Origin of the sequence: Paenibacillus sp. FSL K6-1330 (assembly GCF_037976825.1) — a bacterium.
Classification (GTDB): Bacteria; Bacillota; Bacilli; order Paenibacillales; family Paenibacillaceae; genus Paenibacillus_AQ.
The window spans coordinates 5,515,815-5,540,594 of the sequence record NZ_CP150269.1; the positions used below are offsets into that span (position 1 = coordinate 5,515,815).

Consider the following 24,780-nt stretch of genomic DNA (forward strand, 5'->3'; position numbering starts at 1 on the left):
TATCGACAGCCATTTCCGTCTACCGCTTTCTATTGCCATCCAGCCATCGAAATACAAGGCGTCCCGCAGCTTGAAGCAGTACGATGATGAGCACCACGGTACCGCAGCTTACAACGGTAGCAGCCGTAGCATAGCCGTAGCGCGAGAATTCAAAAGCTCTGTCGATAACCAGTGGCATCAGTGAATAATTAGCCGGTTTCAGCATCGAGGCCAAGGCCAAATCAAACACGCTGGTTCCAAACGAAGCTAGGATCGCGATAAGCAAAGACTGACGTACCATGGGCAGTACGATATCCCGCATCCGTTCGAATATGCTCGCGCCTTGGATAGCGGCTGCCTTCAGCATCGTGCCGGACAAATTGCCGAACGCTCCAAGCTGGACCCTGACTGCGTAGGGGATGGCACCGGCTATACCCGCAATCACGAGCAGCGAGGGGGTTCCGTATAAATGGAGTCCTAAAGGCTCCAGCCATTTCTGATTCCATATGAAAATATAGCCGATCCCGAGCACAACGCCGGGGACCGCTAGGGATATGATGGAGAACAGCTGAAGCATGGGCTTTAGCTTAGACTCCGTGAAGGTCAGCATGTAGGCAACTACAAACCCGATCAGCATGCTAAACAATGCGGCTGCGGCTGCAATTGCGAGTGAATGATACATTCCTTCCAGATAACCGAGCAGCCGGTGATCCCCAGCCTGTCCTGCAAATAATTCACGATAATGCTCCAGCGTAAAATTGCCCGGATTCAGGCCTCCGCCTGCCTGTTTCAGCAGAGATACCGCTGCACTCGTCCCAATCGGAATCCCGAGACTCAGGAAAAGAAAAACCGTAATTGACAGATTGTACATCCAGGCAAACCGCGGCTTAACCTTCTCCATTTTGACTGCTCTCGCATTCAGAAAGTCAAATCTGGATTTACGGAGGGTCACCATCAGCAAGGTCATCGCCAGCACCAGTATCAATACCAAGTAGAATGCCAGCACTCCCGCCATATCAAAACGTACAGGTGACTGGTAAATGGCCGAGTAAATGGAGTAGGTCAGCGTCGGGAATTTATACACAGTTGCCAATGCGGCAGGCAGCCCAAAATCGCCGATCGAATCCATAAAGACCAGTGTCCAGCCCGCAACATAAGAAGGGAGTGCCAGTGGCAATTCGACGGTTCTCCATACGGTGAAAGGCCCCGCGCCGTTCAGCCTGGCTGCATAACCGAACTGCCTTATATTCCACTCCGAAGCTGCCATAATAGCCAAGTAAGCTAACGGGAATTTGCTTAGGGACATGACAAACACAAGTCCGGCAGGTTGAAAAATAAATGAAGTGACCCACGTCAGCCCCAGCCACTGATGAACCAGTCCATCCGCACTGGCAAACAATACCCAGCCCTGTGCAATCATGAACGATGGCGCGATCAGCAGAACCCACGCCGTCATATCCAGCAATCTTGCTGTTGCAAAGTTCCATCTTGCCCGGATGGTTGCAAGTACGCCTCCAATGATCGTACCGAACGTAGCCGTCCCCAGCGCTAATGTGACTGAATTCAGGAGGGATTGTTTCCACAGAGGTCGGTGAAATATGTCTCCGATCAAACCCAAGCTGCTGGACTGGATCTGCCCGAAAAAGAGTCCAGGGAAAATCACGTTGATTAGCACGGCAAGCAGCGGCAGAAAAATAAAAACAAACAGGAGGAGGGTTACCCCGCCTCCATAGCGAGCTTCCGAAGTATTCATGTTATGTGCCTACCTTACGTTTTGATCCGCAAACCAAGTCTTGATCTCAACCTCATGCTCTGAGGCCCACTTCGCAGAAGGCAGCATAAAGGCTCCGTTCGGTTCACGTTCACTTCGCGCTGACACACCTTCAACGAGCGGCGTAAAGAAACTATCCGTGGAATCCTGACTGGTTAACATCTGCTGTGTCTCGGGTTTTAGCATATATTCCACAAATGCCTTGGCCGCTGCCGGGTTCTTGGTATGTTTGCTGATCGCTACAACACGCAAGCTGCCTGGCGCACCCTCGCGCGGCCATATCACCTCAATAGGCTCACCTGCAAGCTTCAGTTCATAAGCATTGTGCTCCTGGAGTGCCGCAACCTCGATTTCTCCGCTTAACAATGCTTTTCCGACCGGACCATTCTTGGGGTAGACATGCAGCCCCTTCTTAAAACGCTGCTCATATTTCTGCTCTGCCGCTTCGACACCCCATTGCTCATAAAAAGCAGATACGAGCGGATAGGCAGGCGCTGCTACGGCCGGATCGGCATGACCCACAGGACCGTCATAGGCAAAAAATTGCTCCCAGGTCGTCGGTGCCTTCTCCGGCGTTACCAGCGTTGTGTTATAAGCGATGACCCCGGCCGCATGAATGCCTATAGGAAAGTAGGCGAAATCTTCGGGAACATAACTCCTTCCGTTTTCGGACAGATTTCCCAGATTCTCAGGCTCCCAGTCTGTCAGCAGGAAATCGCGATCTGCCAAATTGCGCACCGAACCGTGCCCATCCATCATCAGGACGTCCCACTGCGGGTTACCCTGCTCGGCTTCTATTTTGGCCAATGCTTCTCCCCCGCCGTAATGCACGGCTTCGATCTTGAAGCCTGTCTCTTCCATAAACTTCGGAGCAATGAAATCTACAAAATCATTCCCGTATAAGTAGATCGTTTCCCCGGTATCCTCTGCGTTGTCGCTGGTCAAGGATACGTCCGACTGTCCGGCGGTACTTCCGCTTCCGCTGGTAATGGGTCCTGTCGTTTCCTTAGATCGAACCGTTTGCTGTCCATCCGATTGCGCGCAAGCCGACAACAACAACATCAGCGCAGTTAATGCAATGAATATCCCATGTTTAAAGCCTCTTTTTTTGTTCATGTCACCCTCCTGTTTCTGATTTCCTTCTTGGTTCCATTTCAGCATAACGCGCCAAATTCAATTAAAAATTATCGCTGCGTTAACAAAGAGTTAAATAATATCTATCAAATGTTAGATAAGATTAAGATTATCAATGATGAAATGGAAAGAGAGGATAGCAACATGAACTTACAGCAATTAAAAGTATTTGTGCTTACCGTGGAGCTGAGGAAGTTGTACCTTGTGGCTCAGAAGCTGGGCATTACCCAGCCAACCGTCACCTTCCATTTAAATAAGCTGCAGGAAGAGCTTGGCCTTGCCCTGTTTCACACCAAGTCCTACCATGTCATCAAGCTTACGGAAGCCGGTCAAGCCTTTTATCATTACGCATCGCAGATCCATTCCCTGTCTGAGGAAGCTTCATCAACTATGGATGTCTTCCGCGGAACCGCTGCAGGAGTACTCGCCATTGGCAGCACCCATACTCCCGCTACCTACCTGTTACCGCCGTTTCTGCAACAGTTGAAACTTAATTATCCGGGATTGTCCATCCAGTTGGATGTCCGACCGGCTGCCTATATTATCGAGAAAGTCAAAAAATACGAGCTCGATGTAGGCATCATATCGAACACGCAAGTAGATGAGCCTGAATTCATCGTACAGCCGCTGATCCATGATGATCTGGTGCTTATATTCGCCCCGGATCATCCCTTTGCCAGCATAAGAGATTTAATTCCGAGCGATCTGGTCGAACATCCCTTTGTTTCGCATGAACCAGGCTCCATCAGCAGACAGCTTATTGACCGCTGGGCTGACAAACATCATATCCACCTTCTAATATCATTGGAAATCTCGGGAACCGAAGCACTGAAAGCAGCCGTTCGGCACCGTCTGGGGTATGGCATGATCGCAGAAGCTGCCATACAAGAAGAACTGGCAGAGGGGAAACTCCAATCACGACCTATTCCGTCCTGGCTGCCCGAGCGCCGGATTTATGCCGTTCGCCACCGTAATAAGCTGATCAGTCCGGCGCTGCGGATGTTCTGGAGAAACCTTTTGGACAATTTTGCATCACAACAGCCGGAAGAGAGTCATGACACGATTCAAGATTAATCCCGCTATATTTCGTATTCCTCGAAAAACGGTTAGAATAGTAAGGTACGGCATCCATCGAATGCCAATGAGAATTTTGAAGGAGGATCCCTATAACATGAGTATTGATTATAAAGCGTATTTCGCTGAACACCGCGAAACCCATCTGAATGAGTTGAAGGAATGGTTGTCCATTCCGAGCATTTCGGCCCTGTCCGAGCACAAAGGCGATGTGGCAAAGGCTGCCGAGTGGCTCGCAGGCAAGCTGACCGAAGCAGGCCTTGAGCATGTGGAAGTTCATCAAACGGCAGGACATCCTATTATTACGGCAGACTATCTGCATGCCGAAGGCAAACCAACCGTGCTCGTATACGGTCACTATGACGTACAGCCTGTAGACCCGCTTCATCTGTGGGAAACGCCGCCCTTCGAGCCGGCTATCCGTAACGGAAAATTGTATGCACGCGGAGCAACGGACGATAAAGGCCAGCTCTTCCTGCATGTCAAAGCCGTTGAAGCCATTTTGAAGCAAGAGAAAGAGCTTCCGGTCAACATCAAATTCTGCATTGAAGGCGAAGAAGAGGTGTCCAGCCCGAACCTCCCGCTCTATCTTGACAACAACAAGGACAAGCTGGCCGCAGACGCCATCGTGATCTCGGATACATCCCTGCTCGCACCTGGCAAACCGGCCATTTCCACAGGCCTTCGCGGATTGTGCTCCCTAGAGTTGTCTCTGGAAACAGCCAATACCGACCTTCATTCCGGTACATATGGCGGCGGCGTACCTAACGCCCTGCATGCCCTCGTCTCCCTGCTCTCTTCGCTTCATGACGAGCAAGGCCGTGTCGCCGTAAAAGGCTTCTATGACGGCGTGCTCGAGCTGTCGCCTGAAATGCGTGAGGAATTTGCCAAGCAGGAATTCGACGAGGATAAGCTGAAGCAGGATCTCGGCCTCGATTCCCTGTACGGTGAGGAAGGATTCTCCTTCGTTGAACGCGTGGGAGCGCGTCCGACCCTTGAGCTGAACGGCGTATACGGCGGATTCCAGGGTGAAGGCAGCAAGACGGTTATTCCGAAGGAAGCCCATGCCAAAATTACGTGCCGCTTGGTGGCGGACCAGGATCCGGAAGCGGTCCTCGACGCGATTGAAGCCCACTTGCATGCCCACACTCCAGTCGGTTCGAAGATTACGTTTAAACCGAAGGAAAAGGCATTCGCCTTCAACATCGATCCGTCCCATCCAATGCTGCAAAAAGCCGCGGACGCCTTCGAACATGTCTACGGCACGCGTGCCCTCTTTACAAAGGATGGCGGGTCCATCCCGATCGTGGAGAAGCTGTCCAGCACGCTCGATGCACCTGCCGTCATGATGGGCTTTGGCTTGCCGGACGAGAATCTGCACGCTCCGAACGAGCATTTGAATTTGGAGAATTTCGATAAAGGTTTGCTGACGATCGTTGAGTATTTGAAGCTCGTGTAAACTTTTGCCGCCAACGGCCAAAGCGTAGACGCCAACATCACCTGGACACCGCGACCTTCCCGCGGGAAGGAAAGCCCAAAGAGTAATCGTAAAGATCCTAAAAAAGAACGCGTATGGCGGGATAACCGAATCCCTGCCAATACGCGTTCTTTGTTTTTAGAAAAGTCCCTTATGCCATCCACATACCGACCATCGGACTGCGGCTTCGGTTTACCGAAGAAAATCGGCCATGGGGTGTGTCCTACAAAAACTTATTACTGGCTGCTATCACCAAACAGGTAATTTCATCACCAACAAGCCGCTGCTATCACCAACAAGCCACACTATTACAATAAGCCGCAACTAACGGACCACAGATCCGCTATTTGCACGATTCAGACGATTTTCTTATCCTAACGGACACCAAGTCCGTTATTCATCCCTTTCGCCGCGAAAAAACGGACTTTTTATGCAAATAACGTACCTCATGTCCGCTAGAATCCCAGTTTAGCTCTTATCGGATCAAATAACGGATCCTTTGTCCGTTAGAATTCGAAGTTATCCAGTTATCGAACCAGCAGTTATCACCGTCCTATGTCCGGTAAGCCCGAAAGTATACATTTAACACGCTTGCCATCGGGCTCGCTTAACACCGTGAATTTACTCTGTTTATCATTGACCGTTCTTCAAACAAACTATGTTTTTGCGCGTAGCAGCGCATATGCATAAATAGCGATGGGGATGTTAATAAAAGTGCATATCGGGTATTGAAAAGAGAACATATGTACATCGCATGAGGAGGGAACAAATGAGAGCAGTCACATTTCAAGGCGCAAAAGACATTCAGGTCAAAGACGTGCAGGATCCATCCCTTCAGACACAGGATGATATTATCGTCCGCATCACCTCTACAGCCATTTGCGGTTCCGATCTTCATATATACCTCGGGACTATGCCCACGTCTAAAGATTTCGTGATCGGCCATGAGCCCATGGGGATCGTAGAAGAGATCGGTGCTAACGTAACCCGCGTAAAAAAAGGCAACCGCGTCGTTCTTCCGTTCAATGTTTCTTGCGGCCACTGCTACTATTGTAATCATGATATGGAAAGTCAATGCGACAATTCCAATGGCAACCCGGATGTTCATACCGGTGGATACCTGGGTTACACCGAACGCTATGGTAACTATCCTGGAGGGCAGGCTGAATATCTGCGCGTGCCGTACGGGAACTTTATGCCGTTTGTCATCCCCGAATCTTGCGAACTGGAGGATGAGGCGCTTCTCTTCTTGTCTGACGTTCTGCCTACTGCCTATTGGAGCGTGGAAAATGCCGGCGTTAAGCCAGGTGATACCGTGACGGTGCTCGGCTGTGGACCGGTCGGTCTGATGACCCAAAAATTCGCCTGGATGAAGGGGGCTAAACGGGTAATCGCCGTGGACCGCCTTCCCTACCGGCTGCAAAAAGCAAAGCGGATGAACAATGTTGAGATCTACAATTTTGAAGACTATGATGATATGGGCGCGTACATCCGCGAGATCACTAAGGGCGGCACGGATATTGTGATCGACTGCGTTGGCATGGACGGGAAGAAGTCAACCATGGAAGCCATTGGTCAAAAGCTGAAGCTCCAAGGCGGAACGTTAAGCGCAATGGATATTGCCTTCGATGCCGTTCGCAAATTCGGCACCGTTCAGCTGACCGGCGTGTACGGTTCATTGTACAACATGTTCCCGCTGAGCCATATTTTTGAACGAAACATTACCCTTACCATGGGACAAGCCCCTGTCATCCATTATATGCCGGAGCTGTTCAAGAAGATCACCGCCGGGGAATTTGATCCAACCGAGATTGTATCCCACCGGCTTCCACTGGAACAAGCAAGCGATGCCTATCGGATATTTAGCGATCATGAAGAAAACTGCACCAAGGTAGTTCTGAAGCCGTAGCATCAATTCAAAGCTACAAGAATAAACCAAACATTCCCTGTCACAACCTTTGGATTGGATAGGAAGTGCTTGGTTTTTTGTGTCCCGTTTCATGGAAATTAGTGATTTTGTGTCCCGGTTCATGAAACTTAGTGGGTGAGGTTAAAATCTTCCCGGATGAGTATTGGACGTTTCGACATGACCTCAAGTCTCAAGGGATCGTGTCATCAACGGCTAATATATTCGCCGGGTAGACTGTCTATTCATTCGCTTTTCTGGGATTCACCCGGATGATCGTTCCGCACGGATCGGATATCCAGTAGCCTCGCGAGTTCTCGTAAACCTCCACCTCATCCCTGCGATCCACCTGATGTTCTCTCAAATATGAAGCGGCGGTCTCGGGATGGTCCGTAGTGACCTCTAACCAGACATCCTGCTGAGCATAGTGAGTCATGCAATCCAGCCATAAATTGTTCGGGCCGTGCTGAAAGAGGTGTGAACCATCCTTGAAGCCTAAATAAGGCAGCCGCAAAACCTCTTTGTAAAAATGCACGGTTTCCTCATACTTGTACTTCGGAATTTTAAGGGCAATATTGTTTCCGCCGACAAACTGAATATCCGCTGATGACATGAGTACAAACCTCCTTTTGGGATTTGATGTCATTGTATCATGCAGCATCACCGAAAAATTCTTCTGGATTGCTATCCTAGCAGCGTTGGTTTAAGACGACCTCGGCATTGGTTTATACCAGTTGGGCATATGCGTCTGGAACCCCTCATACCAGTTCAGCACCTCTTGAGCCTGATTCACCATAACCTCCACTTCCTGCTCTCCAAATGGAATCGCCCAATGAATTGAGGAAATCTGATTGCTCGCGATATAAAGTGCCATTAATCTGAAAAATGAATCCGGTACCTCACGTCCTTGAAAATATCCGTGAATACGACCGGAAGCGAACCACGGGCTAATCGCGGCATCCCACGTAATCCGATTAAACTCCTCCCAAGGGTCACCATAATCCGCCCGGTTGAAATCGATGATGCCCAACTCACCTTCAGAAGTAACCACCATATTGCCGACATGATAATCCCCATGCTGAAAAGCACGGGGCCGCTCATCAAGTAAATACCGATGCTCCTCCATAAAACGAATGATGTTCTCAGCACCTGCGAGCTGGATGCCACAGTTCTTATAATTTTTGATGTACCTATCCATTTTGGAATTATAATAATCTGCCCATGTGTCAAAGCTGCTTTCAGCCGGAATGCGATGCATTTCGCTCAAATATTGGCCTGCCTGAACGCCAAGCCGGTACTGCTCCTGAGAATCCAGTAATGGAATCGCATCCCTTGCATCTTCTCCCGGAACCCATGTAAACAGGGAAAATACTTGCCTGCCATCATGGCATACGCCAAAATCAATCGGGCGAGACGTACGCATTTCGATAGAATCAAGCTTTTTTACCGCTTCAAACTCCCACCGCTTTCGCTCATATTGAGAGATGTCGGATAATCGGAGAAGCCATTCCTGGCCTTCCGTATCCTGAACATAAAATTTACGATCTGCCGACCAGCCCTTGTCAACCGTTTGAACGGTCATCCATTTATCTGCCCCCGGGATTTCGCGAATCGCGTCCTGCATGCTGAACACCCCCTATATTCGATATCCGGCACGATCTTTAAATCTCATACATTATAAAGGAAGATGGTTCATTAGACCATGCAGATCAATCTCCGGCTAAGCACTGGAATAAATAAATTCGTTGCGCCCCATAATCACTGACCGTAATTGTCAGGAATGATGTAATATACTCGACTTACAGCATCCATCCTAATATAAAGCGAGGGTTTACACATGAACATGAGCATAGAGGATTTTACGACAGAATGGTTAAAAGAGGCACGGATTACGGAACAAGTCATGGACGCATTAACCGACGATTCGCTCAAAACCGCCATGACAGATCAGCATCGCACGCTCGGTCAGCTGGCATGGCATTTGGTAATGTCGGTTCAGTATATGACCATGCTCGGTCTACAATTTGAAGGCCCGTCCCGTGAGCAGGAAATCCCGGATTCCGCCGCCGAGATTCAGAGCAGCTACCGCCGGATCCGGCATGCCTTTCTGGATGCCGTGCAGTCGCAGTGGAGCGAGGATGATCTTCGCGCTACCCGTGATTTCGACGGAGAGCCTTGGGCAAATGCGGCATTCCTGCATTTTACCCTTATTCATCAAGCCCATCACCGCGGACAGATGACGGTGCTGATGAGACAAGCCGGCCTGCGGATTCCCGAGCTCTACGGTCCGACTTACGATTCCTGGATCGACAAGGGAATGGACCCGCTCGTGTAGAAAAGATACAATCTACTTAAAAGCAAACATTCGGGATCATCCCATCTGGAAGGAGCGAATCTAGATGTCCAAAGCGGATAATATGCTGTCGATCCTGTGGATGCTCCGCTCGGGCAAGAAGATGACCGCGCAGCAAATCGCCGATGAGCTGGAAATCCATGTTCGAACGGTGTACCGCTGCATCGATTCGTTATGCGCCAGCGGCGCGCCCATCATCGCCGATTCCGGGCCGAACGGCGGCTTTCGGATCCTCGGACAGTTTGCCGAATCCCCGCTGATGTTTCATGCAGAAGAGCAGAAGGCATTGGTGCATGCCTCGATCTTTGCCAAAGAAAGCGGCTATCCGTTCACGGACGCACTGCAGCGGGCGATCGACAAGCTGAAGCTTTATACAAACGAGGAGCAGCTTGATCAGATCGAACGGCACAGCAGCGGCATCTCGGTTTTGCAGCCTCCTACTCATAAGGGACTGCGACCGCTGCTTCAGACACTTGAACGTGCCGCGGCGCAAGGACAAACCCTGAAGATGATGTATTCGAAGGGCAGGGAAGGCGCCAGCGTTACCCGAGACTTCGATCCCTACGGCATCATCCACTGGAAGGGTCAATGGTATGCTGCGGGCTTCTGCCATCTGCGTCAAGAGATTCGCAATTTTCGCGTGGATCGGATCATCGAGCTGGAGCTGACAGAGCATGGATTTGAACGGCCCGCTGATTTTTCGGCCAAGGATGTACTGCTTGGCAGTCTGCTGCCCGATCAAGGCAGCCATGAACCGCTGGTCAATGTCGTCATCCAAGGCCACGATCATGTTCTGAATGAATTAAGTCAGCATTGGTTATTTGGACATACGCTTGTGAAACGCCGTGATGGAGAAGCTCATTTCCGACTGGATACGTCTTCGCTGACGTCTTATGTTCCCTATTTCCTTCTCCCATATGGCAAATCTTTAACCATTCTGGAGCCCGCTTCTCTTGTTCTGAAACTGTCAGAAATCACGACAAGCATGGCGCTCCATTACGAACGCATGTTAAGCGACATGACCAAAAAGGAAGGGTGAACCCGATGGAGAAATTCGCGATGTACGGAAAGCTGATTGCCCATCCCGGCAAACGGGATGAACTTGCAGAGATCCTGCTCGAAGCAGCAGCGATGCTTAGCGATAACAAAGATTGTGAACTCTATATCGTCAACGTTTCGGACAGCGATCCGAATGCCGTCTGGGTCACGGAATTGTGGAGCAGCCAAGACGCGCATGCCGCTTCATTGCAGGGAGCCGATACGTCCGAGCTGCTGCAGCGCGGGCGGCCGCTGATCGCCGGCGCGGAGCCGCTCAAGCTTAAACCGCTTGGAGGAAAAGGTTTTTAGATATACCTGATCAGAAGAAAAGAGGCTTTCCCCGAATCGAAATTCAGGGACAGCCTCTTTTTTTGCTATATATTGTTCCGGTATTCCGAGGGGCTGTAACCAACCTCTTTACGAAACGTCTTCGAGAAATAGTTCGCCGATTCAAAGCCGGTTGCGTCCGCAATTTCTTTGATGCTCAGAGGGGTCGTTCTCAGCATGAGTTTGGCCTGCTCCATTCGTTTGAGGCTTAAATATTTCTGCGGCGTGATCCCGAAATGCCGCTTGAAGTACTTAATAAAATAATTCGGATGCAAATGCAGCGTCCCCGCCATCTGCTCCAGCGTAATCTCCTCATGCAGGTGATTCTTAATGTACTGCTGCACTTTGTGGAGCCTGCCCATATCTTCCATTTTGTCCGTATGAATCTGCGGGTGCTGGTGCTCGAACACTCGGGACAGGATGTCCAGCATCACCGACTTTTCCTTTAACCGCGCGGCGATGGTACCGGTACGATGCGCATCCACCAGCTGCTGGAATAATGACGGAATCTCCGCGTTCTCCGATAAATCATAGCAATAGGGAACGTTCAGCCAGGAAAATACATCGGAATCACCTACGGTCGCCGAGAAGTGCGACCAATATTTAAGATAGGGGCGGCCGCTGATGACAGAGTAGGATTGCCTGGTCCGTGCCGGCATCAGAACCAATTGACCCGGAACGGGATACAGCTCCTCATCGCCGATTTTCACCCATCCTTCCCCATCCAGGATAAAATAGAGCTTGTTGTAAGACACGGTGTAGTCGAATTCCTTCCACTCCGGCCAGCACTGCGTTCTTTCGGCCTCCCAGATCTGAACCTGCATGTTCAGGAGCATCTGCTGAATGGCTTCATGTTCATTTCGTTCATTCTTCATCTTCGATTATCCTCTAAAGTTATTATAATACCCGTCAGAGTTAAGTAATTATCTATTCATACTAACACATTCTTGTTAAAATCAAACTCGACAATTCCAAGAATCGGAGGTTTGAATCCATGACAACAACTACCACTCCAACCAATCAAGTCATCCAGGAACGAAACCAGCGTGTGCAATGGTTCCAGAACGACCGTTTCGGCATGTTCATCCACTGGGGGCTCTACTCGATCCCAGCCAGAGGCGAATGGCTCCGAAGCTCGGAACAGATGAGCATCGAAGACTATCAGACCTATTTCGATGAATTTGATCCCGTTGACTATAATCCGCGGGAGTGGGCCAAAGCGGCCAAAAAAGCAGGCATGAAATATGCGGTGCTGACGGCCAAGCACCATGACGGATTCTGCTTGTTCGACAGCAAGCTGACGGAATATAAATCAACGAATACCAAAGCCGGCCGGGACCTCGTGCAGGAGTTTCTGGAAGCTTTCCGTGAAGAAGGCCTTAAAGTCGGCCTCTACTTCTCGCTGATCGATTGGTACCATGAGGACTATCCGGCCTATGGGGACCGCATTCACCCGATGCGCGCCAACGAAGCCTTCAAGCGCGATCCGAAAAACTTCGACCGATACCTGGATTACATGCACGGGCAGGTTCGAGAGCTGCTGACAGGCTACGGTAAGCTCGATATTATGTGGTTTGACTTCTCCTATGGTAACATGCGCGGCGAAGTGTGGCGCGCCACCGAGCTGATGAAGATGATCCGCGAGCTGCAGCCGCACATTCTCATCGATAACCGGCTCGAAGGCAGCGGCGAGAGCGGAGGCAGCATCTATACTACCGATCCTTCCGTTTACAGTGGAGATTTCGCGTCACCTGAACAGATCATTCCGCCGCACGGCGTCGTGGATCAGACAGGTGCCCCGATCCCATGGGAAGCCTGCATTACACTGAATAACAATTGGGGCTATGCAGCCGCCGACCGCAATTACAAATCGGCAACCACGATCATCCGCAAACTGGTGGAATGCGTTAGCAAGAACGGCAACATGCTGCTGAACGTCGGGCCTGACGCGAGGGGCGTCATCCCTAAGGAGAGCCTTGACGTGTTGGAGGAAATCGGTGACTGGATGAGCAAGAACGGCGACAGTATCTATGGCTGTGCGGCCGCCGATTATCCGAAGCCGGATTGGGGTCGGTACACCCAAAAAGGCAATAAGCTGTACGCCCACGTCTTTGAGGAGTCCATCGGACCGATCAATCTCATCGGCATGGCCGACAAGGTGAAGAAGGCCCGTCTGCTCGCGGACGGATACGAATTGTTCCTCAGCCGCCCATGGAGCGCAGCGGAATTCATCGAGGACGCATTTGTGAATTTCGCGCGTCCTGAACACTTCACTTATCCGCTCCCCGACAAACGCAATACCGTCATTGAACTGGAGCTTTATGACGAATCGGATCGTTCGTAACGATAAGATCGCATATACTATGAACTAATCCCTATAAGAGCCTGACTTGATGTTTTGTTACATCGCGTCAGGCTCTTTTTTATGCCCCGACACCCTATCCTCCTGGATCATCATGCAATTCCTCAACGCAAAAAAAATCGTATTGCACAATAACTGTTTATGAAATATACTAATTATCAATTAAACTGTTTATTATATATACAATTGATTAAGGGAGATGTGCTGACAATGAGTAACTATGCTGTTGAGATTCGGCAACTTCGCAAAAGCTTTGGGCACCAAACCGTGCTGGACGGGATCGACCTGAGCGTGCCTCAAGGAAACGTATTTGCTCTTCTTGGTCCTAATGGGGCCGGCAAAACAACCCTGATCAACATCCTGTCGACCTTGGTAGCGCCCGATGCCGGCAGCGTGAGGATTAACGGATTTGATCTCCGCCATCACAAGCAGAATGTGCAGCAGTCCATCAGTCTGACCGGCCAATTCGCTGCGGTCGACGAAGTATTGACCGCGGAAGAGAACCTGCGGATGATATGCAGGCTGTCCGGTCTATCCGCAGCGGAAGCGCGCCTGCGAACTGCCGAACTGCTCGAACAATTCGATCTCGCTGCTGCTGCCGCCAAGCGCGTGAAGACGTATTCGGGCGGGATGAAGAGAAGACTTGATCTTGCGATCAGCCTTGTTGTGCCGCGGCCCGTGCTGTTCCTGGATGAACCAACCACGGGACTGGATACACGCAGCCGCCGTACCCTGTGGGATATCATTCTGCAGTTGAAGAGCCAAGGTATCACCATACTGCTGACCACGCAGTATTTGGAGGAAGCGGATCAGCTCGCGGACCGGATCGCGGTCCTGGATGGCGGGCGAGTCGTTGCTGAGGGAAGTCCGGCCGAGCTGAAGACCCGTGTCGGAGGAGAAGTTCTGGAGCTCCGCGACGAACACGACGAGGTGATTCACAGGATTCCGACAAGCGGCAGCATCGGGGACGTCGCTCAGACGCTCCATGAGTTCACTCACCTGCTACCGAACGAGACGCGCGTAAGTCTTCACAGGCCAAATATGGATGATGTATTCCTGTCGCTAACCGACAAGAAATTGGAGGAAATCGTATGATGAGAGGAACAGCTTCGAACACAAAAACAACGTCCTTTGCGGTCACCCAGAGCGTCTTTATCGGTCGCAGCTTACGTCACAGCATCCGGAACGCGGAGGCGATGATTACGGCAATGATGCTGCCGATCATGTTGATGCTGCTGTTCACCTATGTATTTGGCGGCGCCATTGATCCCAGCGGACAGTATGTAGACTACGTGGTGCCGGGAATCATTCTGTTATGCGCCGGTTTCGGATCGTCCAGCACGGCCGTCGATGTCTCCCAAGATATGACCAATGGCATCATTGACCGCTTCCGGACCATGCCCATTCAAAGCATGAGTGTCATTACAGGACATGTGGTAGCCAGCCTTGCCCGAAACATGCTGGCGACTGGCGGCGTTATCGCTGTGGCTCAGCTCGTTGGATTCAGGCCTTCAGCCGGACTTCTGGATTGGATTCTCGCCATCGGCTTGATCGCGCTCTTCATCTTTGCCTTCACTTGGCTTTTTGCCGCCATCGGCCTCGTTGCAGGCAGTCCGGCAGCGGCCAGCAGCTATGGATTTGCACTGCTCTTCCTCCCCTACCTCTCCAGCGCCTTCGTTCCTACTGAGACGATGCCGACATGGCTGCAAGGGGTCGCAAGCAACCAACCGATCACGCCCGTCATTGAATCCATTCGCGGGTTGCTGACGGGTGGTTCTATCCAGGATCACATCGGCTGGGCAATTGGATGGTGTCTGTTCATCCTTGTCGGGTCCATGGTATGGAGCATGTGGACGTTTAAGAGAAAAGCCGGTCGACGCTAACTATGCATAGGGTCGACAGCTATCCAAGGATGCACCGGACCACGCACCGTGCGCATAATGGAGCAGTGCGCACGATGTAGCAATGCTTTTTTAAGAGCCAATCTGGACATGGCATCTGCCTTCCAGCGGATGTCATGTCCGTCCCGGAACGATATCAACCAAACCCGACGCTTGATAAAACGTCCGCTTTGGGCCTGATCAACCAGCAAAAAAAAACCGATCCTCATGCGAGGATCGGTTTTTTACCCAGCTGCGGCACGCTTTTACTGCCCTCTCTTACGGCAAGCTCTTACTCCACACTCTTACTGCACACTCTTATCCACCACGACCTGTAACTGTAACTTTGGCCGATATCATTACTTGTCCGACTTTCCCGGCTGTGTCTTGGTCTGGAGATAATGATCAATGCCGTCCAGAATGCGTTCTAACCCGAAATCAATGTCATTGCCAATCGGATTCACTTCCTCGTTGTCTTCCGTATAGACCCCCGACATCACAACCGGATACAGGAACGGAAACCGATCCGGCTTCATAAGCTGTTTCAGCGCTGCCGTATAATCGATTCCACTGAACTGTTCCGGGGTGGAGCCTGCCTGTATGGCGCGGTCCATATCCCGCTGCATCATGCCGCTTGATCTAGCGTAATTGCTTAACAAGAGAATCAAAGACATCCGCTCATAATCATTTAGCGGGAGATCCGTCATGAACCGCAGACCCCAATCGATAAATCGCAGATTGTTCGGCGTAATGGGAATACCCGTAATCGGAATGTCTCCAAACCAGGGGTGATCCCGGAATACCTGCATCGTCGATTTGACGTAGGCCCGCATATTCTCGCGCCAGTCGGCAGAATCTTCTGGAGGAATGGGAATATCGCACGCGGCGTTCTGCATTAGCAGCAAAAGGTCGTCCTTGCTGGAAATGTACCGGTACAGCGACATGGCGGTAAAACCCAAGGAGGACGCGATTCGATTCATGGAGACAGCGGAAAGCCCTTCTTTATCGGCGATATCGATAGCCGTCTCCACAATCTGCGACAGGCTCATCTCCCGTTTCGGTCCCCGCTGCGGCGGCTTTACCAATCCCCAGCTAAGAGCCGCCCCTCTGGGCAGCTTGGATCCAATATCCGAATCCATACTCTGATCGTTTGACATAAACAGTGTATCCTTTCTGCATCCTAGCTTCTGATGTCATCGATAATTGTTTATATTATAAACAGTATATCATATATGCTCATCCTTATGTACTGGGTAGCATATAAGCATCAGTGCGAGGATACCGACTTGACCCACGTATACTCAATCATGTGACAGATGCATCAAAATGTTGACCAGCTTCCCGAACGGATCGCGGACAAAAAAGCGTCTTACTCCCCAAGGCTCATCAACCGGTCCATATTCAATGGAAAAGTCTGCCCGCCTCATCGCATCCAGCACAGCCTCTAGCTCATCCACTTCGATCGACAGATCCGGAACGGGCGTGCCGCTGCCTCCCTCGGAAGCAAAGCTGATCTGTATGCTCATCCTCTCCTGCGAGCCATAAGTGGTGAGCCAGCCATGATCCATTAACATATCCAGACCCAGCACATCTTGATAAAACGTCTTGGCTGCGGCGACATCCTTCGTTGCGACATTTGCGACAATGCGTTTAACCCCCAACTTATACTCCTCCATTCATCATGCTAAAAATATCATTACATCTACGTTATACACACCCTCATGTAACTACACGACTAGTATAACAAATCCTTCCAATAGAAAAAACTGTTGAGGTTTACTCAACAGCTGATTCGTTAGCTTCCCCTATCCCTTCGTTCCGCCCTGCAGCCCGAAGCCCTTGGACATGAATTGCTGGGAGAGAATGTACATGATGATCGCCGGGATGGCGTACAGCACCGAGAAGGCGGCCAGGCTGCCGTAATCAACCATGCCATACTGCCCGAAGAACTGATAGAGCTTCAGGGAAGCCGGGAATTTCTCAGGCGACTGCAGCAGAATATACGGAACGAAGAAATTGCCCCAACTGCCCGAGAAGGTAAATATCGCCACCGTACAAATACCCGGAACCATCAGCGGTGCCACGACCTTGCGCATTCCCGTAAACACCGAAGCCCCGTCCACCCAGGCGGCTTCCTCCAGATCGCTCGGCACGGAATCCATGAAATTCTTCATCATCCAAATCCCGTATGGCATGGATGACGCTACATAGAACAAGATGACGCCCAAAATATTGTCATACAGCTTCAGCCCCAGAAACAGCTGGTAAACAGGCACCATCACAGCCGTAATCGGGAGCGATGTCATAAACAGAATGGTCAGCATAAAGGGTTTCTTATATTTCATCTGATAACGGGATAGCGGATAAGCTGCAAGCAGCGCCAGAAGAACAACCAATACGGCTTGGCCAAGCGACATCACCAGACCAATCAGGTAAGCGCGCTGGTTCTCGCTGCTGGTAATCACCTCAACATAGTTAGCGCCGGTAACCTTGCTGGGCATCTTCAGCGATTGCATCGCATTCGGATCGACGGAAGCCACGAGAACCCAGAGCAGCGGCAGCACAAAGCAAATGCCGATCCCCGTAAGGATCGCGTACGGCAGAATACGATAGATTAATTTACGTTGTTTGGCATTCATATGATCTCACCTCTGGTTACTCTTTCATCGACCTGATATACAGCAGGCTTAAGACAATCCCGATCAACAGCAGCAGCAGCGAAATGGCAGTTCCATAGCCTAATTGATAGTTCACAAATGCCTGATTGTACATGAAGATCGGCAGGGTCGTCGTAGAATTGCCCGGACCGCCCCCGGTCATCGCATAGATGAGTCCGAACACCCCAAGCGTCTGCAGCGTAACCAGCATCATGTTGGTTGTAATGGTGCTTTTAATGTACGGAATAATGATACGCGTGAAGATTTTCCACTTGGAGGCTCCATCCACCACCGCCGCTTCCTCAATTTCGTTAGGCACATCATCCAGCGCAGCTTGAAATACCAGCATCGAGAAAGCCGTGCCGTGCCAAATATTCGCAAGAATGATCGTCAGCATCGGGACGGTAAACAGCCAGGTCACTTCCGAAAATCCAAAAAAAGTAATAATTGCATTGAGCGTGCCCTCATCCCCGAAGAAGCTGTACAAGCAAAGAGCGCATACAATCTCGGGCGTCACCCAGCCCGCAAGCACAATCGTTCCAATCACTCGCCGAAAAGTCTTGTTCCTCTGCTTCATCAGCAGGGCGATCAGAAATCCCAGCACCTGCTGCCCGATCACCGCCGAGCCGATAAGGAAAACCAGCGTGTTCCATATACTGATTCGAACCGTGGGGTCCTGGAACATCCGGGCATAGTTGTCAAGGCCGATAAACTTAAGCTCCCTCGCCGCTTCGCCGGTTAACGCCAGGTTGGTGAAGGAATAGAAGAATGTTAACAGAATCGGATATATAAAAAACACGAGCATAATCGCGATTGAAGGAAGCAAAAAAAAGAGCCAGGTATACGTTTTTCTTCGTTTCGGGTAAACGTCCACGGACAGACTGCTCATGTGTCTTCTCCTTCCATGCAGATGATCTGAAAAACCGCTTGCCCAAGCCTCCGCAATGAATGGAGCGCTTGAGCAAGCCGGTTCTGTGTGTATATCGATTATTTCTCCACGATATGATCCGCTCCGACAATGCGGGTAACGTCCTGCGCATATTTATTCATGGCATCCGCAGGCGACGTTCCCGTTGCCACGGACTCTACCATCGTCTGGATCTGTGTCGACACTTCCGGATACTTCTCCTGCGCCGGTCTGAACTCTGCATTCTGCAGGTATTCGGTCGCGATTTCGTTAAACGGCATTTTTGTATATTCCGGATCCTTGGCAACATCGGCACGTACCGTGATATTCCCTGAGGACATAACAAGCTTCTGCGTATTATCCTTGTTTAGCGCATATTGGATAAATTCCCAAGCCTCGTCTTTGTTCTTGGAATTGCTTGGAATCGACAGCGCCCACCCTCCGGCCAGCGTAATGGACCCAGGGTCCTGCCCTTGGCTGGTCGGCATCGGCGCGAAGCCGAGCACATCTTTGTATTCAGGCCATGGCGCCGCGCCTGATTCCATATAGTTGCCCGTAATCCATGAGCCATCAAGTGAAATCGCCAGCTTGCCCTGCGGCAGGTATTCACGGGAAGCCGTGTTGCCTGCCTGGCCGTTCAATACTTTGGAGAGCGGCGGTCCGAGTTTCTCCTTATTGACCGTCTCCACAAAGGTCAGCGCATCGAGAATGCCCTGGCTTTTCGTAATCCATTTGCCGCCGGCATTGTCATACAGTCTTTCGCCTGTTCCGTAGAGCAGCATTTCATAGGTTTGCATGGAGGTTGCTTCGCCTGTAGCTTTGCCCATGTTCATCCAGATCGGCACAACGTCAGGCGCCTTCTCCTTGATCGTTCGCGCAGCGCTTAAGACCTCCTCCCAGTTCTTAGGCTGCCAATCCTCCGGAAGACCTGCTTGTTTGAAAATGTCTTTGTTGTACCAGAGGCCCCTGGAATCCGTATTGTACGGTACGCCGTACACCTTGCCATCGCTAGCGGTAACCCCCTTCTTCATCGCTTCAATGAAGGAACCGTTGCCCCAGTCTTCCCATGCCGCCAATTTATCGTCAAGCGGTTCCAGATAGCCTGCGCTTGCATCAGAGTTCAGGATAAAGGTATCCTCTGTCACAATATCCGGCGCCGTATCTTTGGACTTGAGCGCCAAGGCCACCTTGGCAAAATAATCGCCTTCCGATGCCTGAATTGGTGTCGGCTTAATCTCTACGCTTTTGTCGGGGTAACTTGCCGATAGTTCCTTGAGCCATTTATAGAACGCTCCGTTCTCGCCGATTCCGTCATCCCGAAACGTCACGGTAATGATTTTCTTGGCTGTCTCTCCATCCTTTCCCGGTTCCGGATCGCCGGTATCGGCTGGGGTTCCCTTACCCCCGGTACAACCGAATAACAAAGAAACGCTTAATAAAGCCGTCGTTACTAGCCAAAAACCCCTCTTGCCTGACTTCATACGAATCCCTCCTTTTGGCTGCAGCAATTTGATATATTATCCAAATTTTGTATACGCTTACGAGAGCGTATATATAACTCTATTTTGAAAATAGTGTGGATATTCTGAACTTTTTTTCGTAACAAATAGGCCGCTCAATATGAAAGCGACCTATAGCAGCCATTCTTCTGCATTTTCTCATCGTATTCTTTATTTTCATAACAGGATATGTAATCAACTAATTACCAGAAATAGAAAATATTAATATATAAATGTGAGTCTATTGATTGATATTAAGTTCCAGCCTATTTAGGTCTTTACTTTTGCTGGAAACCCAATTATATTTGTATGTACAAGCAATTAAAAGAACATGCTGGACTGGAACCATACCAGTAATAACCTATGCCATTGGAGGTATACCATCCATGAGTGACCGCTTGATTTTTTTGTTGGCTTTATTCTCGGTAACAGGCTCGGGACTCATAGCCGGGCTGTTCTTCGCTTTCTCGTCTTTTATAATGACAGCGCTGGCCCGGATTCCCAATGAACAGGGGATTCATGCCATGCAGTCCATCAATGCAACCATTCTCAATCCTTTGTTCGGCACATTGTTTACAGGTACTGCATTAACCAGTATCGTGCTTGCGGTCTTATCCATCATGCGCTGGGGAGAACCCGGCTCGTTGTACTTGCTTGCCGCCAGCCTGCTTTATTTAGCGGGATTCATCGTAACGATGGCGTTCAACGTCCCGCTAAACGACGCACTGGCCGCGGTTGACCCAGGTAGCGGTGCCGGAGGCGAGGTATGGATTAACTACCTGAGACGCTGGGTGCCATGGAATCATGTACGAACCATCACTTCTTTAGGGGCGATGATCCTGTTTGTTTTTGCCTTACGGCATCTCCCTTAAGACGGGATCACGGGAATGGGGCGGCTATAATCCATAATCCTTGAATGCCTCCCCATCGTTCCACATGTTATTAAATGCCGATTCAAAACTTGCGCCTGTCGCTTCATCCTGAATGATCACGGCAATATCATCGTTCTCTTCCACGGCCGACTGGAAGTAATTGAATGAACCCACTTCCACCTTCGTTCCGTCAAGCAAAATTCATGCATCTGTGGGTATAACGCCCACCGCTTGTTTGATAAAATTGTACAATTCTTTGTCCATCCCATAGGATAATGCATCATCCGGATACTCCGCATAGTACTGAATGCATCAGTACATTTTGGCGGATAAATCCAACGGTCTCATGGAGATACCCGGCAAGATTTTCAAAGACATAGAGATTGTCGGGAGCATCCCGATTCAACATTTCTGTGGCTGTTCAAAAGAAGTGTTATACCCCATACTTCATTCACTAGAAAAGAAAGATTTGAAGTACGCTGTTATGAAAGCAGAACCGATTGAACTTGTCTGCCATATTTGCGGCAGCAAATACGATTTCGAGCCCCATGAAATTGCCGGACTCCTCTAGCTCTCTTCATGGGTACACCAAGATCTAAACAAACTTTCTAACAGAAAACCCATACCAAATCTACCGATTCTTCATTAGATATACTATCAATCTAGTAAAGGCGGTGGAGATATGGGGATTCCCATGATAGATAAGTGGAATCACGCATGCCAACTTGACACTTCAGCCAAGCCGCGTCGTAACATCGGATGGATTTCAAGCAATTGGAGCGGATACAGCGTCACAGGAAAAAAAGGGGCCTTCAAACGGATATCCGCCAAATGGAATGTGCCGTTTGTTCGTCCAAGCCGTGCGGCGACCTATTCCTCTGCATGGATCGGAATCGACGGGTTCCGCAACAGCCATTTGATACAGACCGGAACGGGTCATGAATTCATAGATGGTAAGGCTTATTATTATGCCTGGTGGGAGATTCTCCCCGCCTCGGTTACGATCATTCCGCTGCCAATTCAGCCGGGGGATCGGATGCATGCCAGCATCAGCAAGCGTAGCGGTTCTAACTGGTTAATCTGCCTTCGAAACGTATCACGAAATTGGATCTTTCGAACACTACAACGTTACAATGGTCCACAAACCTCGGCGGAATGGATCGTCGAAGCGCCGCAGGTCAATGGGGCACTTGCAACAATGGCACGGTTATCCCCTGTCGCCTTCTCCTGCTGCCGCGTCAATGGGAAAAGTCCAAAACTCACAGCCGATGACGGAGGCATTATGCTTCAGAATTTAAGCGTTACTTCCATACCTTCCAATCCGAACAGGGCAGGAGACCGGTTCGTTGTCAAAAGTGTTCCTCAATAGAGTCTTGACCTTCAGGCAGCGTAAAGGACGATCCTCATGATGATACGGAGCAGCTGTATACCCGATAACCAACAACAGCCGCTGCACACCGGAAAAGTCCGGCATGCAGCGGCTGTTTCTTTATCATGATTCGTAAACCTGTTTTCCCTTGAACAGCACGGCCCGGCGCCGTGACCGTCTGGCAACGGCTTCTGCGGAGCAGCTGGCTTCTACAATCACCGCGTCTGCCGCATCCCCGACGTTAGGCCAGGCATAGCGGCCGTCCTGGTCTAATGGCGTCACGCCTCCCGTAATAAACCCGAGAGCCTGTCCGAGGGAACGCTCATCGGACATATGGAAACGTTCGGCCAGCAAGCCCGCTTTGTCCAGATTATCCCCTTTGCCGAACGGGGACCAATGGTCCATTATGCTGTCTTGCCCAAGCGAGATGTCTACACCACGGCGGTGCAGCTGCGGAATCGGAATGGTTCGGCCAAGCGGTACGGAAGAGGTGACCGAGATGCCCAAATCCGCCAACCGAATCGCCACCTCATCTACTTCGCTTGGTGAGACATCCGCGAAAGCCAGCGCATGGCTGAGCGTGACTCTCCCATTCCAACCCGCCTCTTCCGTAAGGTCAGCCACGCGCTTAAAGGTGTTCAGCCCAACATGTGACGACTCATGCAGGTGCAGGTCAATGCCGGCGTTGGCTTCAACAGCCAGCTCCATCACGGTGTTCAGTGATTTCTCCATGTTCTCATCCACCGTTGTAGGATCCAAGCCCCCAACCAGCGCTGCGCCGTTTCGGAGCGCATCCCTAACCAGGGATACGGACTGGCTGCGAAGCAAGCCGTGCTGAGGAAATGCTACAATCTCAACAAAAGCTTTTTCCCTGTATCCTTCAACCGCCTGCAAGGTGGCCTCTAAATTTCTCAAGCCGACAACAGGATCCACATTGCAATGGGAGCGGATATGCGTAGACCCATAGCGCAGCAACAGGTCAAGCAGTCCCTCCGCTCTTTCCTTGGCGGTAGGAAGAAGCTCCGGAAGCAGCCTCTCTTCCTCCTCGATTCGGCTGAAGATCCCATGAGCCGGACGTCTCGGTGCCTTCCATGGGCCTCCATAATAGGTTTTGTCCAGGTGGATATGCATATCCCTAAATGATGGGAGCATCAGATCCCCGTTCATGTCCCGTGTCGGCAATAACGTATCAGGCAAAGCATCCGCAGGGCGGATCTCGGAGAAAGCCTCGTTCTCTATTTTCACATGAAAAAGTCCCGTTTCGGTTCCGATCACGACGTCATCCTCGTAGCGATAACCCGTCTCCAGACGGACATGCAGCAGCCAATATGCATTACTCTGTTCGATCATAGTGTTCATCCCCTTCTCGTTTATACCTGCCTTCTATTTGCCTCGCTCTTCGTTTACAGCGTCCAATAAGATGCGCTCAATCTCTTGGTATCTCCGCTCCCTGGCATGCTGCAGGGGAGTTACGCCATTTCCGTCGGGAAGCCCAGCGTCCGCCCCATGCTCCAGCAGCAGCTTCACGATGCGCTGATAATGCTCACTGCCGTCACCGAGAATGACAGCCTCGAGCAGCGCGGTCCAGTTCAAGTTATTAATATGGTTCACATCGATGTCGGTCCGGGTCAGCAGCTCTTGAACAATCTCTACATGTCCGCGGTCGGAGGCCGGTATGAGAGCCGTCCCGCCAAAACGGTTGGTCAACGTCACATCCGCATCGGCTTCGATCGCCAACCGCAAAATTTCCATCATTCCTTCTGCACCGGCATACAAAAATACATTATTTAGTTGCTTATCTCGAATATTGATATCAGCGCCAGCCTGGATCAAAGCCTCTACCGTTCCGACATGATTGTGGTAGGTTGCAGCCATTACCGCTGTTCTTCCCTGCTCATCCGTCGCATTGATGTTTGCGCCGGATTGAAGAAGCTGGCGTACTTGCTCCGTATTGCCTTGCTCGGCATATTCAATGAGTTCATGATCCATATTCTGCACCTCTTCTTTCTCCAGATTAGGTTGACAGGCCGACAGGAGAAGGATCAATAGAATCGCTGATAAACGCAGCACTCGATTCTCCCTCCTCTTTCTATCGTGTATATAGGTATGCTAACATGAGAGAGAACCATATGAAAAATACTTAAAAAATTGAATTCACTAAGGTTTTTCATATAC

Annotated in this window: 24 protein-coding genes; 11 read left to right on the forward strand and 13 right to left on the reverse strand. The window is 50.5% G+C overall.

Going from position 1 to position 24,780, the window contains the following annotated elements:
* Positions 1–19: 19 nt before the first annotated feature.
* Together NYE54_RS25080 and NYE54_RS25085 are read right to left on the reverse strand one after the other, a co-directional pair.
* Positions 20–1,732, reverse strand: coding sequence for an ABC transporter permease subunit (locus NYE54_RS25080; protein ID WP_339266991.1), 1,713 nt, complete (start codon positions 1,730–1,732; stop codon positions 20–22).
* Positions 1,733–1,741: 9 nt separating this feature from the next.
* On the reverse strand, positions 1,742–2,866 hold the full coding sequence (locus NYE54_RS25085) for an extracellular solute-binding protein (RefSeq protein WP_339266993.1): 1,125 nt from the start codon (positions 2,864–2,866) through the stop codon (positions 1,742–1,744).
* Between the two features lie 162 nt (positions 2,867–3,028).
* Here NYE54_RS25085 and NYE54_RS25090 point away from each other — a divergent pair, with 162 nt between their 5' ends.
* The 3 genes from NYE54_RS25090 to NYE54_RS25100 all read left to right on the forward strand — a co-directional run bounded on the left by NYE54_RS25090 (position 3,029) and on the right by NYE54_RS25100 (position 7,344).
* Complete coding sequence (locus tag NYE54_RS25090) at positions 3,029–3,958, forward strand: LysR family transcriptional regulator (protein ID WP_339266995.1); 930 nt, start codon at positions 3,029–3,031, stop codon at positions 3,956–3,958.
* Positions 3,959–4,061: 103 nt separating this feature from the next.
* The gene (locus tag NYE54_RS25095; protein ID WP_339273650.1) at positions 4,062–5,417 is read left to right on the forward strand and encodes a dipeptidase; all 1,356 of its coding nucleotides are present in this window, start codon (positions 4,062–4,064) and stop codon (positions 5,415–5,417) included.
* A 787-nt stretch (positions 5,418–6,204) separates the two neighbouring features.
* Positions 6,205–7,344 (forward strand): zinc-dependent alcohol dehydrogenase, encoded by a 1,140-nt coding sequence (locus NYE54_RS25100; protein WP_339266996.1) that lies wholly within the window; start codon positions 6,205–6,207, stop codon positions 7,342–7,344.
* A 238-nt stretch (positions 7,345–7,582) separates the two neighbouring features.
* Here the strand turns inward: NYE54_RS25100 and NYE54_RS25105 are convergent, their stop codons facing one another.
* A complete protein-coding gene (locus NYE54_RS25105; protein ID WP_339266998.1) occupies positions 7,583–7,954 on the reverse strand; it encodes a hypothetical protein in 372 nt (123 codons plus the stop codon).
* 90 nt (positions 7,955–8,044) lie between these two features.
* Entirely contained in the window at positions 8,045–8,965 is a 921-nt protein-coding gene (locus NYE54_RS25110) for a phosphotransferase family protein (protein ID WP_339267000.1), read from the reverse strand.
* Between the two features lie 213 nt (positions 8,966–9,178).
* Here NYE54_RS25110 and NYE54_RS25115 point away from each other — a divergent pair, with 213 nt between their 5' ends.
* The 3 genes from NYE54_RS25115 to NYE54_RS25125 all read left to right on the forward strand — a co-directional run bounded on the left by NYE54_RS25115 (position 9,179) and on the right by NYE54_RS25125 (position 11,041).
* Positions 9,179–9,676, forward strand: coding sequence for a DinB family protein (locus tag NYE54_RS25115; RefSeq protein WP_339267002.1), 498 nt, complete (start codon positions 9,179–9,181; stop codon positions 9,674–9,676).
* A gap of 64 nt (positions 9,677–9,740) precedes the next feature.
* Positions 9,741–10,733 carry a YafY family protein gene (locus tag NYE54_RS25120; protein ID WP_339267004.1) on the forward strand — a complete coding sequence of 331 codons (993 nt, stop codon included), beginning with the start codon at positions 9,741–9,743 and terminating at the stop codon, positions 10,731–10,733.
* 5 nt (positions 10,734–10,738) lie between these two features.
* Complete coding sequence (locus NYE54_RS25125; protein WP_100538611.1) at positions 10,739–11,041, forward strand: antibiotic biosynthesis monooxygenase; 303 nt, start codon at positions 10,739–10,741, stop codon at positions 11,039–11,041.
* 65 nt (positions 11,042–11,106) lie between these two features.
* Here the strand turns inward: NYE54_RS25125 and NYE54_RS25130 are convergent, their stop codons facing one another.
* Entirely contained in the window at positions 11,107–11,934 is an 828-nt protein-coding gene (locus tag NYE54_RS25130; RefSeq protein ID WP_076324149.1) for an AraC family transcriptional regulator, read from the reverse strand.
* A 119-nt stretch (positions 11,935–12,053) separates the two neighbouring features.
* Here NYE54_RS25130 and NYE54_RS25135 point away from each other — a divergent pair, with 119 nt between their 5' ends.
* The 3 genes from NYE54_RS25135 (at position 12,054) to NYE54_RS25145 (ending at position 15,304) form a co-directional block, all read left to right on the forward strand.
* Complete coding sequence (locus tag NYE54_RS25135; protein WP_339267007.1) at positions 12,054–13,403, forward strand: alpha-L-fucosidase; 1,350 nt, start codon at positions 12,054–12,056, stop codon at positions 13,401–13,403.
* A gap of 228 nt (positions 13,404–13,631) precedes the next feature.
* Entirely contained in the window at positions 13,632–14,516 is an 885-nt protein-coding gene (locus NYE54_RS25140) for an ATP-binding cassette domain-containing protein (RefSeq protein WP_339267009.1), read from the forward strand.
* The gene (locus tag NYE54_RS25145) at positions 14,513–15,304 is read left to right on the forward strand and encodes an ABC transporter permease (RefSeq protein WP_339267011.1); all 792 of its coding nucleotides are present in this window, start codon (positions 14,513–14,515) and stop codon (positions 15,302–15,304) included. The genes NYE54_RS25140 and NYE54_RS25145 overlap by 4 nt, the downstream gene beginning before the upstream one ends.
* Positions 15,305–15,660: 356 nt before the next feature.
* Here NYE54_RS25145 and NYE54_RS25150 read toward each other — a convergent pair whose 3' ends face one another.
* The 5 genes from NYE54_RS25150 to NYE54_RS25170 all read right to left on the reverse strand — a co-directional run bounded on the left by NYE54_RS25150 (position 15,661) and on the right by NYE54_RS25170 (position 20,346).
* Positions 15,661–16,458, reverse strand: coding sequence for a TetR/AcrR family transcriptional regulator (locus tag NYE54_RS25150; RefSeq protein ID WP_339267013.1), 798 nt, complete (start codon positions 16,456–16,458; stop codon positions 15,661–15,663).
* Positions 16,459–16,602: 144 nt separating this feature from the next.
* Entirely contained in the window at positions 16,603–16,962 is a 360-nt protein-coding gene (locus tag NYE54_RS25155; RefSeq protein ID WP_127591679.1) for a VOC family protein, read from the reverse strand.
* Positions 16,963–17,106: 144 nt separating this feature from the next.
* Positions 17,107–17,940, reverse strand: coding sequence for a carbohydrate ABC transporter permease (locus tag NYE54_RS25160; protein ID WP_076324155.1), 834 nt, complete (start codon positions 17,938–17,940; stop codon positions 17,107–17,109).
* A gap of 16 nt (positions 17,941–17,956) precedes the next feature.
* Entirely contained in the window at positions 17,957–18,847 is an 891-nt protein-coding gene (locus NYE54_RS25165; protein WP_076324156.1) for a sugar ABC transporter permease, read from the reverse strand.
* Positions 18,848–18,945: 98 nt separating this feature from the next.
* Positions 18,946–20,346 (reverse strand): ABC transporter substrate-binding protein, encoded by a 1,401-nt coding sequence (locus NYE54_RS25170; protein ID WP_339267015.1) that lies wholly within the window; start codon positions 20,344–20,346, stop codon positions 18,946–18,948.
* 404 nt (positions 20,347–20,750) lie between these two features.
* Here NYE54_RS25170 and NYE54_RS25175 point away from each other — a divergent pair, with 404 nt between their 5' ends.
* A complete protein-coding gene (locus tag NYE54_RS25175; RefSeq protein WP_339267017.1) occupies positions 20,751–21,236 on the forward strand; it encodes an anthrone oxygenase family protein in 486 nt (161 codons plus the stop codon).
* A 24-nt stretch (positions 21,237–21,260) separates the two neighbouring features.
* On the opposite strand, the gene NYE54_RS25180 is transcribed toward NYE54_RS25175, so the two are convergent.
* The gene (locus NYE54_RS25180; RefSeq protein ID WP_339267018.1) at positions 21,261–21,434 is read right to left on the reverse strand and encodes a phospholipase D-like domain-containing protein; all 174 of its coding nucleotides are present in this window, start codon (positions 21,432–21,434) and stop codon (positions 21,261–21,263) included.
* A gap of 484 nt (positions 21,435–21,918) precedes the next feature.
* Here NYE54_RS25180 and NYE54_RS25185 point away from each other — a divergent pair, with 484 nt between their 5' ends.
* Positions 21,919–22,605 (forward strand): G1 family glutamic endopeptidase, encoded by a 687-nt coding sequence (locus NYE54_RS25185; RefSeq protein ID WP_339267020.1) that lies wholly within the window; start codon positions 21,919–21,921, stop codon positions 22,603–22,605.
* Positions 22,606–22,728: 123 nt separating this feature from the next.
* Here the strand turns inward: NYE54_RS25185 and NYE54_RS25190 are convergent, their stop codons facing one another.
* On the reverse strand, positions 22,729–23,955 hold the full coding sequence (locus NYE54_RS25190) for an amidohydrolase (RefSeq protein ID WP_339267021.1): 1,227 nt from the start codon (positions 23,953–23,955) through the stop codon (positions 22,729–22,731).
* Between the two features lie 33 nt (positions 23,956–23,988).
* Positions 23,989–24,675, reverse strand: a complete 687-nt coding sequence (locus tag NYE54_RS25195; protein ID WP_339267023.1) for an ankyrin repeat domain-containing protein — start codon at positions 24,673–24,675, stop codon at positions 23,989–23,991.
* Positions 24,676–24,780 lie beyond the last annotated feature (105 nt).

Bases quoted from the DNA above. Each gene is read 5' to 3' on its own strand.
- NYE54_RS25080 (WP_339266991.1), bottom strand. From the start codon at position 1,732: ATGAATACTTCGGAAGCTCGCTATGGAGGCGGGGTAACCCTCCTCCTG.
- NYE54_RS25085 (WP_339266993.1), bottom strand. From the start codon at position 2,866: ATGAACAAAAAAAGAGGCTTTAAACATGGGATATTCATTGCATTAACT.
- NYE54_RS25090 (WP_339266995.1), top strand. From the start codon at position 3,029: ATGAACTTACAGCAATTAAAAGTATTTGTGCTTACCGTGGAGCTGAGG.
- NYE54_RS25100 (WP_339266996.1), top strand. From the start codon at position 6,205: ATGAGAGCAGTCACATTTCAAGGCGCAAAAGACATTCAGGTCAAAGAC.
- NYE54_RS25105 (WP_339266998.1), bottom strand. From the start codon at position 7,954: ATGTCATCAGCGGATATTCAGTTTGTCGGCGGAAACAATATTGCCCTT.
- NYE54_RS25110 (WP_339267000.1), bottom strand. From the start codon at position 8,965: ATGCAGGACGCGATTCGCGAAATCCCGGGGGCAGATAAATGGATGACC.
- NYE54_RS25115 (WP_339267002.1), top strand. From the start codon at position 9,179: ATGAACATGAGCATAGAGGATTTTACGACAGAATGGTTAAAAGAGGCA.
- NYE54_RS25120 (WP_339267004.1), top strand. From the start codon at position 9,741: ATGTCCAAAGCGGATAATATGCTGTCGATCCTGTGGATGCTCCGCTCG.
- NYE54_RS25125 (WP_100538611.1), top strand. From the start codon at position 10,739: ATGGAGAAATTCGCGATGTACGGAAAGCTGATTGCCCATCCCGGCAAA.
- NYE54_RS25130 (WP_076324149.1), bottom strand. From the start codon at position 11,934: ATGAAGAATGAACGAAATGAACATGAAGCCATTCAGCAGATGCTCCTG.
- NYE54_RS25135 (WP_339267007.1), top strand. From the start codon at position 12,054: ATGACAACAACTACCACTCCAACCAATCAAGTCATCCAGGAACGAAAC.
- NYE54_RS25140 (WP_339267009.1), top strand. From the start codon at position 13,632: ATGAGTAACTATGCTGTTGAGATTCGGCAACTTCGCAAAAGCTTTGGG.
- NYE54_RS25145 (WP_339267011.1), top strand. From the start codon at position 14,513: ATGATGAGAGGAACAGCTTCGAACACAAAAACAACGTCCTTTGCGGTC.
- NYE54_RS25150 (WP_339267013.1), bottom strand. From the start codon at position 16,458: ATGTCAAACGATCAGAGTATGGATTCGGATATTGGATCCAAGCTGCCC.
- NYE54_RS25160 (WP_076324155.1), bottom strand. From the start codon at position 17,940: ATGAATGCCAAACAACGTAAATTAATCTATCGTATTCTGCCGTACGCG.
- NYE54_RS25165 (WP_076324156.1), bottom strand. From the start codon at position 18,847: ATGAGCAGTCTGTCCGTGGACGTTTACCCGAAACGAAGAAAAACGTAT.
- NYE54_RS25170 (WP_339267015.1), bottom strand. From the start codon at position 20,346: ATGAAGTCAGGCAAGAGGGGTTTTTGGCTAGTAACGACGGCTTTATTA.
- NYE54_RS25175 (WP_339267017.1), top strand. From the start codon at position 20,751: ATGAGTGACCGCTTGATTTTTTTGTTGGCTTTATTCTCGGTAACAGGC.
- NYE54_RS25185 (WP_339267020.1), top strand. From the start codon at position 21,919: ATGGGGATTCCCATGATAGATAAGTGGAATCACGCATGCCAACTTGAC.
- NYE54_RS25190 (WP_339267021.1), bottom strand. From the start codon at position 23,955: ATGATCGAACAGAGTAATGCATATTGGCTGCTGCATGTCCGTCTGGAG.